At 66.5% G+C, this 14,918-nt stretch carries 12 protein-coding genes; 4 read left to right on the top strand and 8 right to left on the bottom strand.

Features of this window, described 5'->3' with window-relative positions:
- Both ACWKV7_RS03655 and ACWKV7_RS03650 read right to left on the bottom strand, forming a co-directional pair.
- Positions 1-192: transposase (locus ACWKV7_RS03655; RefSeq protein ID WP_483856262.1), on the bottom strand; the 192-nt coding region annotated here is incomplete at its 3' end.
- Positions 193-1,374: 1,182 nt separating this feature from the next.
- Positions 1,375-2,355, bottom strand: a complete 981-nt coding sequence (locus ACWKV7_RS03650) for a zinc-dependent alcohol dehydrogenase family protein (RefSeq protein WP_483856261.1) — start codon at positions 2,353-2,355, stop codon at positions 1,375-1,377.
- Between the two features lie 261 nt (positions 2,356-2,616).
- On the opposite strand from ACWKV7_RS03650, the gene ACWKV7_RS03645 reads away from it, so the two are divergent.
- Together ACWKV7_RS03645 and ACWKV7_RS03640 are read left to right on the top strand one after the other, a co-directional pair.
- The gene (locus ACWKV7_RS03645; RefSeq protein ID WP_483856260.1) at positions 2,617-3,675 is read left to right on the top strand and encodes an HAD family hydrolase; all 1,059 of its coding nucleotides are present in this window, start codon (positions 2,617-2,619) and stop codon (positions 3,673-3,675) included.
- Between the two features lie 134 nt (positions 3,676-3,809).
- Positions 3,810-4,547: a substrate-binding periplasmic protein gene (locus ACWKV7_RS03640; protein ID WP_483856259.1), complete on the top strand. Its 738-nt coding sequence runs from the start codon at positions 3,810-3,812 to the stop codon at positions 4,545-4,547.
- Here ACWKV7_RS03640 and ACWKV7_RS03635 read toward each other — a convergent pair.
- A complete protein-coding gene (locus tag ACWKV7_RS03635; RefSeq protein WP_483856258.1) occupies positions 4,541-4,822 on the bottom strand; it encodes a hypothetical protein in 282 nt (93 codons plus the stop codon). The two genes, ACWKV7_RS03640 and ACWKV7_RS03635, sit on opposite strands and share 7 nt — an antisense overlap.
- Before the next feature lie 173 nt (positions 4,823-4,995).
- On the opposite strand from ACWKV7_RS03635, the gene ACWKV7_RS03630 reads away from it, so the two are divergent.
- Complete coding sequence (locus ACWKV7_RS03630) at positions 4,996-5,403, top strand: transcriptional regulator (protein ID WP_483856257.1); 408 nt, start codon at positions 4,996-4,998, stop codon at positions 5,401-5,403.
- A gap of 121 nt (positions 5,404-5,524) precedes the next feature.
- Here ACWKV7_RS03630 and egtD read toward each other — a convergent pair whose 3' ends face one another.
- The 3 genes from egtD to ACWKV7_RS03615 all read right to left on the bottom strand — a co-directional run bounded on the left by egtD (position 5,525) and on the right by ACWKV7_RS03615 (position 8,290).
- Entirely contained in the window at positions 5,525-6,484 is a 960-nt protein-coding gene (gene egtD / locus ACWKV7_RS03625) for an L-histidine N(alpha)-methyltransferase (RefSeq protein ID WP_483856256.1), read from the bottom strand.
- Between the two features lie 2 nt (positions 6,485-6,486).
- Entirely contained in the window at positions 6,487-7,785 is a 1,299-nt protein-coding gene (gene egtB, locus ACWKV7_RS03620) for an ergothioneine biosynthesis protein EgtB (RefSeq protein ID WP_483856255.1), read from the bottom strand.
- 196 nt (positions 7,786-7,981) lie between these two features.
- On the bottom strand, positions 7,982-8,290 hold the full coding sequence (locus tag ACWKV7_RS03615) for a hypothetical protein (protein WP_483856254.1): 309 nt from the start codon (positions 8,288-8,290) through the stop codon (positions 7,982-7,984).
- Positions 8,291-8,720: 430 nt separating this feature from the next.
- On the opposite strand from ACWKV7_RS03615, the gene ACWKV7_RS03610 reads away from it, so the two are divergent.
- A complete protein-coding gene (locus tag ACWKV7_RS03610; protein ID WP_483856253.1) occupies positions 8,721-13,058 on the top strand; it encodes a DEAD/DEAH box helicase in 4,338 nt (1,445 codons plus the stop codon).
- A gap of 63 nt (positions 13,059-13,121) precedes the next feature.
- On the opposite strand, the gene ACWKV7_RS03605 is transcribed toward ACWKV7_RS03610, so the two are convergent.
- Complete coding sequence (locus tag ACWKV7_RS03605; protein ID WP_487249190.1) at positions 13,122-13,835, bottom strand: 4'-phosphopantetheinyl transferase family protein; 714 nt, start codon at positions 13,833-13,835, stop codon at positions 13,122-13,124.
- Positions 13,836-14,119: 284 nt separating this feature from the next.
- Positions 14,120-14,902 carry a dienelactone hydrolase family protein gene (locus ACWKV7_RS03600; protein WP_483856251.1) on the bottom strand — a complete coding sequence of 261 codons (783 nt, stop codon included), beginning with the start codon at positions 14,900-14,902 and terminating at the stop codon, positions 14,120-14,122.
- Between the last annotated feature and the right edge of the window lie 16 nt (positions 14,903-14,918).

Here is a 14,918-nt window from a genome sequence, read left to right as displayed (position 1 = left end):
CAGATGAACCCGCAGCATCGCCATCAGCGGATACGCTGGGCGACCGCCTTCACCCTTCGGGTAATGCGGCTCGATCAGGGCAACCAAGCCCTTCCACGGCACCACCTGATCCATCTCGATCAGGAACAACTCCTTGCGGGTCTGCTTGCGCTTACCGGCGTACTCGGCATCGGCGAAGGTCATCTGCTTCATCGGGAAGCTCGGGCAACGGGGATCGGCGTATTTCACCAGATCTGGGAAGTCTTTTTCAGACCTTCCCTAGGCGGCGCAGTGGTTGCCATTCGTCTGGCCCCCCAATCCCCGTCGCCCCGGCGAAGGCCGGGGCCCATCGGTCTCACCGTAAACCCTGATGCTGCCTGCCCCTGGATACCGGCCTTCGCCGGTATGACGGGTTGTGGGACGGCATCGGGTGGGACTTGGTGGCTGCTTGCCGGTGCTGGGTTGGGGTTGCTAGGCGGCGCAGTGGTTGCCATTCGCCCGGTACCCCAATCCCCGTCGCCCCGGCGAAGGCCGGGGCCCATCGGTCCCACTGTAAACCCTGATGCTGCCTGTTCTGGATACCGGCCTTCGCCAGTATGACGGGTTGTGGGACGGCATCGGGTGGGGCTTGGTGGCTGCTTGCCGGTGCTGGGTTGGGGTTGCTAGGCGGCGCAGTGGTTGTCATTCACCCGGCCCCCAATCCCCGTCGCCCCGGCGAAGGCCGGGCCCATCGGCCTCACCGTAAACCCTGATGGTGCCTGTTCCTGGATACCGGCCTTCGCCGGTATGACGGGTTGTGGGAGGGCATCGGGTGGGGCTTGGTGGCTGCTTGCCGGTGCTGGGTTGGGGTTGCTAGGCGGCGCAGTGGTTGCCATTCGCCCGGCCTCCCAATCCCCGTCGCCCCGGCGAAGGCCGGGGCCCATCGGTCTCACCGTAAACCCTGATGCTGCCTGCCCCTGGATACCGGCCTTCGCCGGTATGACGGGCTTGCGGGAGTGGTGCCGGGTGGGCTGTGTCGCAACCTGTGACGGAGGCGGGCCGAACCTGCCAGGCAATACTGACGGTCTCTGTTGGCACGATCTTCCATCCCCCGTCGCCCCGGCGTAGACCGGGGCCATCGGTCGTTGCAGGAGCGTCGGCGCTGCCTGGCCTGGATACCGGCCTTCACCGGTATGACGGGCTTGCGGGAGTGGTGCCGGACGGGGGCTGTGTCGCGAACCGTGGCGGAGGCGGGACGAACCTGTCAGGCAATACCGACGGTCGCTATTGGCACGATCTTCCATCCCCCGTCACCCCGGCGAAGGCCGGGGCCCAGGAGGCGTCGCGCTTCGCTCGGCGCCGGTAGCACGCATGTCGGCCAGGCCACCATGCGTTCGTATCGCCCTCGTCGGCGTCTTACTTGGGCACGATCAATACCTTGCCATCGCGCTCGCCACCAGTCGCCGCGGCCACCGCTTCCTTGATCTGCGCCACGTCGTAGGTGGCGGCGATTTTGGTATGCAGCTTGCCGCTGGCGATCAGTTGGATCAGCTCGCCGAAGACCTTCATCTGTTCGGCCTGGGTCGCCTTCTGGAACCAGCGGGCCAGCCAGAAGCCGCGCAGGGTCACGTCGCGGAACACGAAGGAAGAGGGCGTGACCTGGCACGGCTGGCCGCTCATTCGGCCGTAGTTCACCAGCACGGCGCCTTCGGCCAGGCAATTGGCCAGGTGATCGGTGGAAGCGCCGGCCACGGCGTCGATGCCCAGGCGAATGGCCGCGCCGCCGGTGGCCTCGCGCACCCGCTTGTGCAGGTCCGGGCCGTCCACCAGCACCACGTCACCGCCTTCGGCCTTGACGCCGTCGACCGCCGACTCGCGGCGAACCACATTGACGGTCTTCAATCCACGCAGCTTGGCCAGTTGCACCAGATAACTGCCGACCCCTGAATTGGCGGCGTTCTGGATCACCCAGTCGCCCGGCTTGAGGTCGACGAACTCGCTGAGCATCAGCGAGGCGGTCGGTGGGTTGACGGTGAGCATTGCCAATTGCTTGGGATCCGCGTCCGGCAGCGGGATGAGCTTGTTCGCCGGGGCGTTCAGCTCGCTGGTCCAGGTTCCGCACCCCACTGGCAGCAAAACGGTCTGGCCGACCTTGAGGTTGCTCACCTCCGGGCCCAGTTCCTCGACCCGGCCAACACCCTCGTTGCCGCCGACTGCGGGCAACGGCGGCAGCATGCCGTATTCGCCGGTCAGGGTGAGTACGTCGGAGGGGTTGATCGGTGCAGCCAGCACCTTGATGCGTGCTTGGCCGGCGGCGAGTGGAGGCAGCTGGAATTCGACGGCTTCGATCACATCCTGCGGAACCGGGCCGCGGGTCTTGTATTCGGCTTTGAGCATGGTGGTTCTCCTGATTGGCGGTCGAGCGACATGACGAGCGTGAAGCGATCGACAAGCCTATACCGACGCCCTTATGAAATTGTGAATTGCCTATCATTCGTTTTGCTTATAACGTTTCTGTCGTAAATGCAGTGGAAACTGCCGCGAACCGGATATTCGGCGTCGCTCTCGCACCCGTTTGTTTCGGTGCATCTGCTAGGTTCGAGACTAGGCCACTTCCCTGCGCCTTTCTCGCCAACACATTTCAAGGACTAAATGCATATGAAGTTTGCTCACACACTGATTGCGGGGCTGTTGTCCCTTGGCATGACCGTTCAGGCATTGGCCGCCACCGAACTGAAACATTGGCCGGAGCCCGCTGCCAAGCAGCTCAACGAGTTGGTGAAGAAGCACGCGAACAAAGGTCAGTACGCCGTGTTCGACATGGACAACACCAGCTATCGCTTCGACCTCGAAGAATCGCTGCTGCCCTTCATGGAGATGAAAGGCGTGCTGACCCGCGAGAAGCTCGACCCGTCGCTGAAGCTGATTCCCTTCAAGGACGTCAAGGGCCACAAGGAAAGCCTGAACAGCTACTACTACCGCCTGTGCGAGATCGACGACCTGGTCTGCTACCCGTGGGTGGCCCAGGTGTTCTCCGGTTTCACTCTGCAGGAGCTGAAGGGCTATGTGGACGAGCTGATGGCCTATGGCAAGCCGGTCCCCAGCACCTACTACGAGGGTGACGAGGTCAAGACCATCGAGATCAACCCGCCGAAGATCTTCACCGGCCAGGTCGAGCTGATGAACCTGCTGCGGGAGAACGGCATCGAGGTCTACATCATGACCGCCGCTCATGAGGAACTGGTGCGCATGGTCGCTGCCGATCCCAAGTACGGCTACAACGTCAAGCCGGAGAATGTCATCGGCGTCACCACGCTGCTGAAGGACCGCAAGACCGGCGAGCTGACCACCAGCCGCAAACTGGTCACCGAAGGCAAGTACGACGAGAAGGCCAACCTGGCCCTGGAAATGACGCCCTACCTGTGGACCCCGGCGACCTGGATGTCCGGCAAGTATGCGGCGATCCTCACCTACATCGACGAGTGGAAGAAGCCGATCCTGGTCGCGGGCGATACCCCCAATAGCGACGGCTACATGCTGTTCCACGGTACCGATGTGGACAAGGGCGGCATCCACCTGTGGATCAACCGCAAGGCCAAGTACATGGACCAGATCACCGCCATGCAGAAGAAGCACGCCGCCGCCCAGGCCGAAGCCGGGGTGCCGGTGACCGCCGACAAGAACTGGATCGTCGTGGTACCGGAAGACATCCAGTAAGCCCACGCCACACGTGCGGCCGGCCCTTGGTCGGTCGCGCGCTGCACTACGCTCTCCCAGCCGCTATGCTGCCGGTTGGGCGCACGGCAACAGCCGTTCGCACTCGCCAATGAAGCCATGCGAGGGGGGACGGTATGCGCATTGGGCGTATCGGTCTGTTGCTGGGCCTGGGATTGTTGCTGCTGGCCGGGCAAGTTCAGGCCAGCACGCTGCAGATCGGCTTTGGCACGCACAAGCCGCCCTATATCTTCGAGGGAGAGCAGCGGGGCCTGGAATACGACATCGTCGCGGCGGCGATACACCAGGCGGGCTTCGACATGGAGCCTCACCATGCGCCGATGGAGCGCCTGCATCTGATGCTGCGCCGGGGCGAGATCGACGGCATTGCCACCACCAACGAACGCAGCGGCGTGGTAGCTGCCTATTCGGACGTCTACATCCTCTATCACAACTCGGCGGTTGCTCTGGCGATCCGCCAATACGATATCCGCTCCATCGCCGACCTCGGCCAATATTCCGTCAGCACCTTCCAGCGAGCTCGCTACTTGCTCGGCAGCGAGTTTCAGGCCATGGCCGAGAGCAATCCGCGCTATCGCGAAGAGGCCAACCAGATCACCCGCAACCGCTTGCTCTACAGTGGGCGCATCGATGTGGTGGTGGGGGACTCGCGCATCCTGCGCTATTTCAATCGGGAAGTGGCCAGCCAGGTGGATGTCAGCCAGGAGCTGACCTGGTATGACCTGTTCCCGCCGACTCCCTACCGGGTCGGTTTCCGCACCACGACCCAGCGCGACCTCTTCAACCATGGGTTGCGGGAGATTCGTCGCAGCGGGGAATACCGCCGTATCGAACGCCGCTACGAAGACTACTGATCCTGGTCGGCTCGCTCGGCAGCGCGCTGCAGCTCCTTCAGACGCCGGTCGTAGACGATGCACTCGTTTTCCAGCGTGTCGGCGCTGCGGGCCAACTGCATCTGTTTCAGCTCGCGATTGATCTCTGCGGCTGTCTGCGGGTCGTTCTCGGTGATCTCGTTGACGGCGGCCGCCAACATCTCCGCCTTGGCGATGGCTTCTTCCTGGGTGCAGGCCGCGGCCTGCTGGGTGCAGATCAGTGCCATGGCGGCGCTGAAGGCGAATAGCGTTTTCATGGCTGCTTCCTTCGCTTCGGGCTTGTGCGGTGGATTGCCCGAGCGTGGGCAAAGTTCACTGCGCTGCGCCAGAACTCGGAGCTTGTCGGTGAGTCGGAACTATAAAGCGCCCAAGGGGTTCGAATATCCGCTTGCGGCCAGCACGGAGCGGTCGCTCATCAAGGGGATTTGCCATGACTTACAACTGGGATCTGATGGAACGCCTGCTGCATGAGGTGCAGAACAGCGCATGCAAGGGCTTCGCTCCACGCTTGCATGCCGAAGAGCTGGCGGCCGAGCAGGCCAACGCCGGTCAGCCGGTGCCGAACCTGGATGGCCTGCGCAAGCAGGCGGCGGACTATGAAGCCTTGCTGTTGCACAGCGGCTTCATCGAGCCGCGTCCCGAAGAGCTGGGTGGGAACGGCGAGAACTTCATCCTTACCAGCCGCGGGTTGCGCCTGCTCAGCCTGATCGACGGCGGCTTTCCCGGCAACAGCACTGCCCGCGAGCATCTCGATGAGCAGGGCAAGGCCGCGCTGGTGCCGGAAGTGTTCGACGAACTCGCCATCCGCGCCGCTCGCGATCCGGCGGTGGCGGGATAACCCTGCCCTCGGGCGTTCCCAGACCGGCCGGGCCCTCTGGTTCATTCGCCTGGCCCCGGCTGCCTCGTCCTGATGCCGGTCGATCGACCGGCAGCCAGCGAACAGACCCCGTGGGGCCTGCCTACTCCCGCTCCAGGTAATGCACGCTGAACAGTTGCCGAGGGTCGGTCCACAGGGCCACCGGCCGGAAGCCGGCGTTGCCGGCTAGGTCGCAGAAGCCGGCGGTGGTGTATTTGTAGGAATTTTCGGTATGCAGGCTCTCGCCGGCGGCAAAAAAGAAGCGCCGGCCTTCGATATGCACGTTCTGGTCTTTCAGGCTGACCAGGTGCATCTCGATGCGCGAGGCGTGCTCGTTGAAGAACGCACGATGGGCGAAGTGCCGCGGTTCGATGTCGCTGACCAGTTCCCGGCGGATGCGCCACAGCACATTGAGGTTGAAGGCGGCGGTCACCCCGGCGGCATCGTTGTAGGCGTTCTCCAGCACCTGCTTGCTCTTTAGCATGTCGACGCCGATCAACAGGCCGCCGCCCCGTGGCAACAGATCATGCAGGTTGCGCAGGAACGCCAGGGCTTGTGCGGGATCGAAGTTGCCGATGCTCGAGCCGGGGAAGAACGCCAGCGGGTGGGCACCGTCGAAACCCTGGGGCAGGCGCATCGGTTGGGTGAAGTCGGCGCACAGCGCGTGCACCTCCAGCCACGGGTAGTCCGCCGCCAGCCGTCGCGTGCTGGAGCGCAGGAAGTCTGCGGAGATATCGATACCCAGGTAACTCGCCGGGCGCATGGTTTCCAGCAGCAGGCGCACCTTGCGGCTGGCGCCGCTGCCAAGTTCGATCAGGTTGCTGTGGCGGCCGGCGATGTCGGCGATTTCCCTTGCGGCGCGGCTCAGGATCAGCTCTTCGGTCCGGGTCGGGTAGTACTCGGGTTGCCGGCAGATCAACTCGAACAGCTCGGAGCCGCGGCGATCATAGAAGAACTTCGGCGACACCCTTTTCGGCGAGGCAGCGAAGCCCTGGAGTAACTCGTCGCGCAGCGACTCGTCGACGGCTTCGAACTGATCGTGAAAGCGTATGGCGAGAGCCATGCTCAGACCTCCCTGGCCAGGCGCAGCCCGGCGAATTGCCAGCGCATGGCTGGGTAGAAGAAATTACGGTAGGTGGCGCGGATGTGCTCCTCGGGGGTGACGCAGCAACCGCCGCGCAGCACCATCTGGCCGCTCATGAACTTGCCGTTGTATTCGCCCAGGCCGCCGGCCAGCGGGCGAAAGCCGGGGTAGGGGCGGTAGGCGCTGGCCGTCCATTCCCAGACATCGCCGAACAACTGCTGCAGGCTGCCGCCGTCGTTTGCCGGCGCAGCGCTGGGCTGCAGCAGATCGGCTTCCAGGAAGTTGCCGCGGATCGGCTGGTCCTGGGCGGCGGCTTCCCACTCCGCCTCGCTGGGCAGGCGCGCGCCGGCCCAGCGTGCGTAGGCATCGGCCTCGAAGAAGCTGACATGGCAGACCGGTGCCGCGCCGTCCACCGGGCACAGCCCGCCGAGCGTCATCTCATACCAGGCATCGTCGATGTGCTGCCAGTACAGCGGCGCCTGCCAATGCTCGCGCTTGATCAGGTCCCAGCCATCGGCCAGCCAGAGTTCCGGGCGCGAATAGCCGCCGTCGAGCATGAAGGCCAGGTACTCGGCATTGCTCACGGGCCGGCTGGCCAACTCGAAGGCCTCCAGGAAATAGCGATGCCGCGGGGTTTCGCAGTCGAAGGCGAAGCCGTCCTCGGCGTGGCCGATGTAGCGCAGGCCGGCAGGGAAGCGCACCCACTGCAGCGGCGGCTCGGCTGCCTGGGTCGGTGGCTGCAGCACGGCGCGGTACACCGGGTACAGCGGGTTCTGCGCGAAGATGTGCTTGATGTCCATCATCAACAGTTCCTGGTGCTGCTGCTCGTGCTGCAGGCCCAGTTCGATGCGCCGGGCGATCTCCGCGGCGTGCTGCACCGGCGGTTGGGCCAGCAGCTCGCCAATGGCGCGGTCGACGTGCTGGCGATAGCGGTACACGGCGCTGACGGTGGGGCGCGCCAGCAACCCGCGACTGGCGCGTGGGAAGGGCTTGCCGCAGCTCTGGTAGTAGGAATTGAACAGATGGTCGTAGCGCGCTTCGAGCGGCTTGTAGCCAGGCAGGTAGGGCTTGAGCAGGAAGGTCTCGAAGAACCAACTGACGTGCGCCAGGTGCCACTTCGGCGGGCTGACGTCGGGCATGCTCTGGATGCCGTAGTCCTCGACCTCCAGCGGCGCGCAGAGCGACTCGCTGGTGGCCCGGACCTGCTGGTAGCGCAGATGCAGGGTTTCCAGATCGGCCAGTGCCGGTTCCTGGACTGCCTGGTACGCCGGATTGAGCATGCCGTTTCTCCTGTGCGGGGCTCCATGACTACCCACGGCGAGATGGGCAGTCTTCAAACCGACCGGCAGCCATAGCGAAAGTTTCAGTGCGGATTCCCGGCTCCGTCGTGCCGGCCGCAGGGCCGGATGTTTACCGGGAGCGCACGGCAGGCCCGCCCGGCAAAGCGCGGGAGGGCCTTGTGCGGCGAGCGAGGGCTCAGTAGTTCGGAGTGATTTCCGGAATGGCGTTGGGGTCGGTGATGTAGGGCATCGACCAGGGCTGCAGGTGGCAACCCTTGTGCTCCAGATCCAGGCGTGTCTGCCCGAGCACTCCGGCCAGCCTTACCGGGTCGGCGTATTGGGTCTTCGGCACATGGGGAACGCTGAGCACCTCGGTGCCATCGTCCTTGAGAATGCTGAAGCCGAAGCTGTCATCGCCGGGGTTGGCGCTGGTGACGCATCCGTAGGGCTGGAAGGCATCGGCGGTCAGTCGGGTTGCGATATCGAGGTTTAACGGAGTGAGCATCGTTGTTTGCCTCCTGGCAGGGACTTGATTCGGTAGACCATCGCCCGCTGGATGCGGTTTCCCTGACAGCCACCCCGGCTTCCGATCGGCGCGGACGGTGATGGGGCATTCGCCTGGCGCCCGAGCACTGCGTCCCACGTCGTCATGGACAGCCCTGCGCTAGCGGAACCCGCGGACTGTGCGCACGACGGGTTCCTTCCAGCAGCGTTGCTGAGTGTAGTCAGCGTTTGCCGGGCAGCCGCCCCGGCACCGGTCTGCCTGGCAGATCGGTGCCGGCCGGATTGCCGGCGTTGCCATGGATAAGCCCGCAGTTGCCCGCTTGTTCGCGACTGCTCCCGGTTTTTGCGCAGCGGCACGCGGCGACGAGCGGTCGCCCGGAGCCCTTTTCGCTGCGCTTGTGCATTGGCGAAGGCGGCCGCATATTGCCGCCATGAGCGCTTCCGCCGAGCTGGCCGCCAGCATCGCGCTGGCGGGCTTTCATCCTGCCGTCGCGGCCTGGTTCCGCCGCACCTTTCCCGCACCGACGCCGGCGCAGGAGCGTGCCTGGCCGCTGATCCGCGCCGGCCGCTCGACGCTGATCGCCGCGCCGACCGGCTCTGGCAAGACCCTGACAGCCTTTCTCGCCGCCATCGACGAACTGATCCACGAGGGGCTGGAGCGTGGCGGCGAATTGCCCGACGAAACGCGGGTGGTCTACGTCTCGCCGCTCAAGGCGCTGTCCAACGACATCCATCTCAACCTGGAGCTGCCGCTGGCCGGCATCTGCGCCGAACTGGCGGAACGGGGCCTGCCGGGATTGGCGATCCGCAGCGCGGTGCGCACCGGCGACACCCCGCAGGGGGAGCGCGTAGCGATGCGCAAGCGGTCGCCGCACATCCTGGTGACCACGCCGGAATCCCTTTATGTACTGCTTGGCTCCGCCTCCGGGCGCAGCATGCTGGCCAACACCCGCAGCCTGATCGTCGATGAAATCCACGCCATCGCCGGCAGCAAGCGCGGCAGCCACCTGGCCTTGTCGATAGAGCGCCTGCAGGCGTTGTGCGGGCGGCCCCTGGTGCGCGTCGGCCTGTCCGCCACGCAGAAGCCGATCGAGGCAGTGGCGAAGTTCCTGGTGGGCGTGGGGCCGGGCGCGCACAACGCGGCCTCGCCGGCGTGCGCCATCGTCGATATCGGCCACGGCCGGCAGCGCGACCTGGCCATCGAGGTGCCGCCGGTGCCGCTGGAAGCGGTGATGGCCAACGATGTCTGGGAGAAGGTCTACGACCGCCTGGCCGAACTGGTCGGCGAGCACCGCACCACCCTGGTGTTCGTCAATACCCGGCGCATGGCCGAGCGCGCCGCGCGGCACCTGTCGGAGCGCCTCGGTGCCGATGTGGTGGCCGCCCACCACGGCAGCATGGCCAAGGAACACCGGCTGGATGCCGAGCAGCGGCTCAAGCGCGGCGAGCTGCGCGTGCTGGTGGCTACCGCTTCGCTGGAGCTGGGCATCGACATCGGCGAGGTGGAGCTGGTCTGCCAACTGGCGTCGCCACGCTCCATCGCCGCGTTCCTGCAGCGCGTCGGTCGCGCCGGCCACCAGGTCGGCGGTGTGCCCAAGGGACGACTGTTTCCCAGCTCCCGCGACGACCTGATCGAATGTGCCGCGTTGATCGATTGCGAGCGCCGGGGCGAGCTGGACGCGCTGAGCATTCCCCGCGCGCCGCTGGACGTGCTGGCGCAGCAGATTGTCGCCGAAGTGGCCTGCCAGGAGTGGAGCGAGGACGCGCTGTTCGCGCTGTTCCGCCGGGCCGATCCCTATGCCGAGTTGACCCGCAAGGATTACGACGCGGTGCTGCAGATGCTGGCCAGCGGCTACACCACCCGCCACGGTGCGCGTGGCGCCTACCTGCACCGCGATGCAGTGAACCGGGTGCTGCGCGGCCGGCGCGGCAGCCAGCTGACCGCCCTGAGTTCCGGCGGCACCATCCCGGAAAGCGCCGACTATGCCGTGCTGCTGGAGCCGCAGGCGCAGGTGATCGGCACGGTCAACGAAGACTTCGCGGTGGAGAGCCTGGCCGGCGATATCTTCCAGTTGGGCAACGCGTCCTACCGCATCCTGCGCATCGAACCCGGCAGGGTGCGGGTGGAAGATGCCCAGGGCCAGCCGCCGAACATTCCGTTCTGGCTCGGCGAAGCGCCGGGGCGCAGCGACGAGCTTTCCGCCGGGGTGGCGCGTCTGCGCGGTGAAATCGAACAGCGCCTGGCGATCCAGCCGGGCGGGGACGTTGACCTCGCGCCGGCCATCGCCTGGCTGACCGATACCCTTGGCCTGAGCGATGCGGCGGCACGGCAGATCGTCGAGTACCTGGCTCGCGCCCGCAACGCCCTGGGTGAGCTGCCGACCCGGCAGACACTGGTTATCGAGCGCTTCTTCGACGAGTCCGGCGGTACCCAATTGGTCATCCACTCGCCATACGGCAGCCGCATCAACCGCGCTTGGGGCCTGGCTTTGCGCAAGCGCTTCTGCCGCACTTTCAACTTCGAGTTGCAGGCGGCTGCCACCGAGGATGCCATCGTGCTGTCGCTGTCCACCAGCCACAGCTTTGCGCTCGACGAGGTATGGCGCTACCTGCACTCCAAGACCGCCGAGCAGGTGTTGATCCAGGCGCTGCTCGATGCGCCGCTGTTCGGTGTGCGCTGGCGCTGGAACGCCACCACCGCCCTGGCCCTGCCGCGCATGAGCGGCGGCAAGCGAGTCGCCCCGCAGTTGCAGCGCATGAAGAGCGAAGACCTGCTGGCCAGCGTGTTCCCCGACCAGGTGGCGTGCCTGGAGAACATCGTCGGCGAGCGCGAGATTCCCGATCACCCGCTGGTCAGCCAGACCCTCGACGATTGCCTGCACGAGGCGATGGACGCAGAGGGCTGGCTCGCCCTGCTGCGGCGCATGGAAAGCGGCGAGGTGACGCTGATCGCCCGCGACCTGCCGGCACCCTCGCCGCTGGCGGCGGAGGTGCTCAACGCCCGGCCCTATGCCTTTCTCGACGATGCCCCGCTGGAAGAACGGCGGACCCAGGCGGTGCTCAGCCGGCGCTGGAGCGATCCCGAGTCGGGCGACGACCTCGGCGCGCTGGATGCCGAGGCCATCGAGGCGGTGGGCCAGGAGGCTTGGCCGCAACCGCGCAATGCCGACGAGATGCACGAAGCGCTGATGGGCTTGGCCTGTATCGGCGAAGCCGAAGCGATGGCCAACGACGGCTGGATGGGCTGGCTGCGCAGCCTGGCCGACAGTGGCCGCGCCACCCGCCTGCAGGTGGCCCTGGAGCAGGCGCTGTGGCTGCCGGTGGAACGGTTGGCCTGCCTGCGTGCGCTGTATCCGGCCGCGCCTATGGCGCCCGCATTGCAAGCCCTGGCGGGCTACGACCAGGTATGGAGCGAAGACGACGCGCTGGTGGAAGTGGTGCGGGCCCGGCTGAGCGGCTTCGGTCCGCTGCCGGTGCCGCGGATTGCCCGCGACCTGGCATTGCCAGCCGCCCAGGTGACCCGGGCGCTGGTGCAGCTGGAGCGCGAAGGCTACGTGCTGCGCGGGCGCTTCACACCGGGGGCGAGCGAGGAGGAGTGGTGCGAGCGCCACCTGCTGGCGCGCATTCATCGCTATACGGTCAAGCGCCTGCGCCGGGAGATCGAGCCGGTGGAACGGGTCGACTTCATGCGCTTTCTGTTCGACTGGCAGCGCGTGGCGCCGTCCGCCCAGGCCCAGGGCGCCGAGGCGCTGGCCGGCGTAGTCAGCCAGCTGGAGGGCTACCAGGCCGCCGCCGGAGCTTGGGAAAGCGAGATCCTGCCGGCGCGGGTAAAAGACTACAGCATCACCTGGCTGGACGACCTGTGCCGTTCCGGGCGGGTGGTCTGGTCGCGTCTGGCCGGCCGCCAGCGTGCCTCCGGCGGTCCGGTGCGTGGCACGCCCGTGGTCTTGCTGCCGCGTCGGCAGTTGCCGGTGTGGAACGCCCTGTCGGCGGGTGCGCCGGAGCCTGAGTTGTCGCTGCGCGCACAGCGCGTACGCGAGACCCTGGCCGAGCACGGGGCGTTGTTCTTCGACGAGTTGCTCGGCGAAACCCGCCTGCTGCGCAGCGAGCTGGAGAATGCCCTGGGCGAGCTGGTGGCGGTCGGCCTGGTCAACGCCGACAGTTTCGCCGGCCTGCGGGCCTTGCTGATGCCCAACGGCAAACACGGCGCACGGACCGGTCGTCGTGCCCGCGGTGGCGCGCTGATCGGCGGCATGGCCGACGCGGGGCGTTGGGCGCTGCTGCGCCGGCCGGCAACCGCCACAGGACCGGAGCCGGCGGTGCTGGAACATATCGCCATGACCCTGTTGCGTCGCTACGGCGTGGTGTTCTGGCGCCTGTTGGAGCGCGAGGCCGATTGGCTGCCGCCGTGGCGTGAGCTGCTGCGGGTGTATCACCGTCTGGAGGCGCGGGGGGAAATCCGTGGCGGTCGTTTCGTCAGCGGCCTGGTCGGCGAGCAATTCGCCCTGCCGGAAGCGGTCGGCCTGCTGCGCGCGGTCCGCAAGCGGCCGGCGGACGGCAGCCTGGTCTGCGTCTGCGCCGCCGACCCGCTGAACCTGGTCGGCACCCTGTTGCCCGGCAACAAGGTCCCGGCCCTGGCCGGCAACCGCGTGCTCTATCGCGACGGCCTGCCGGCCGCGGCGCTGATCGCCGGCAAGCCGCAGTTCTGGCTGGAGCTGGAGGGCGTAGAGGCCAGCCAACTGCGCACGCGGTTGATCCAGCGAGCATAGGCGCCAGCCTGGCAGGCCGAGCGCAGCGAAGCCCAACGAGGAGCGCGAAGCGCTCCCATGGGGCTAACGCAGCGGCACGGCGATCAGGCTCAGCAACTGCTCGTCGAACTCGGTGAATTGCCCCTGTACTTCACTCCCGGCGGTCCATTCGCTGGAGAGAGCGGTCAGCAGACGCAGCCGGGCGCTGCCGTCCGGCTGCCAGTCGAGCAGTTCGGCGTCCTGGAAGTAGAAACGCACCAGGGTCAGCGGATAGAGCGCCTTGAACAGGCTTTCCTTGAGGGAGAAGGTGAGGGTCACCCAGTGCCCCCAGTCCGCCTCCGGCCGCTCGCGCAGGCGTTGCAGTTCCGCTGGGGTGAGGATTTCTTCGGCCAGGCGGGTGGCGCGTTCGTGGTCGAGCTTGCGCTCCACATCCAGGCCGAGCCCCTGGTAGTCGCCGCTGCGTGCCACCACGGCGGCGGCCCAGCCGGTGCCGTGGGTGATGGAGCCGAGGCTGCCGGTCGGCCATTGCGGCGCGCGGTCGGCGCCGATGCCGGGCACCAGCGCCTGGCCGTTCAGGCGGCGCAGGGCTTCGCGCGCGCACAGGCGTCCGGCAAGGTATTCGCTTTGGCGCTTGGCGACGCCTCTGACGGAGGCAATGCCGCTGCGGGTGAAGTCGTCCTCGTGGAGCAGGGCGGGATCGAAGCGAGTACTGACCAGCAGCGCGCCGGGCAGCGGCCGTGGCAGCAGCCAGCGGCCATCCAGCGGTGAGCAGCAGGCGGGCAGGGGGAAATCGTTCATGCCCGGCATTCTGCCTTGAGCCGGGCGAGGCGGCCAGCACGGGGCACGGCGGTGATGCGCGTCGCGCGTTTACATTTCTTTGCAAAGGCGCAACAAAGCGAAACGCATGTGTCGGCTCGCTTTTGCCAGACTGTCGCCGCGTTTCTTCGGAGACGCAGGTGAGGTTGTAGTCGGGGCCTGTGCTGTTTCAGCCGGTTCTGACCTTTTCTCTGAATTGAGAACGGGAGTCCGCAGGGACTCCCGTTTTTTTATGCCTCGCCGAAAGCCCGGCATGGCGATACCGTCTAGTTATCGAAGATTTTCTTGAAGAATTCCTGCATGTCCGCCCAGGAGCGCTCGTCGGCTTCCTTCTGATAGGCCACATCCAGGCCATGGGCCTGGTGGGCATCGGCGTCGGGGTTGGTGAAGCCGTGCTTGGCGCCGGGCAGGCTGACGAAGCGGTAGTCCGCGCCGGCGGCATCCATCTCCGCCTTGAATGCGGCGATCTGTTCGGGCGTGGCGAAGCTGTCGGCGGCACCGTGCTCCACCAGGATGGGGGCTTTCACCGAGCCGGGCGTTGCCGGGGTGGAGGTGCCCAGGGCGCCGTGGAAGCTGACCACGCCATCCAGCGGCACACCCTGGCGGGCCATGTCCAATACCACCCGGCCGCCGAAGCAGTAGCCGATCGCGGCGAGCTGGTCGGGATCGGTCTGCGGCTGCTGCTTGAGCAATTCCAGGCCGGCCATGAAGCGCGCCTTGGCCGCGTCGGCATTGGCGGTGGCGGCCTGCATGAAGGTCATGGCGTCCTCCGGGTGGGCGGTGTGCTTGCCTTCGCCATACATGTCTATCGCCAGCGCGGCATAGCCGAGGCCGGCGAGGTCGCGGGCGCGGCGCTTGGCGTAGTCGTTCAGGCCCCACCATTCGTGCACCACGATCACACCGGGGCGCGTGCCGTCGATGGCGTCGTCGTAGGCGTAGTAGCCGATCATCCGGGTGCCGTCGGCGCTCTGGTAGGGCAGTTCCCGGGTCTGGATGGCGGCCTGGGCGCAAGCGCCGAGCAGCGCCAGCAGGAGCAGTAGATGACGCATCGGTCGATCTCCGTAT

It is taken from the genome of Zestomonas ipomoeae (genome assembly GCF_057128665.1).
This window is presented reverse-complemented; position numbering and strand designations above follow the sequence as displayed.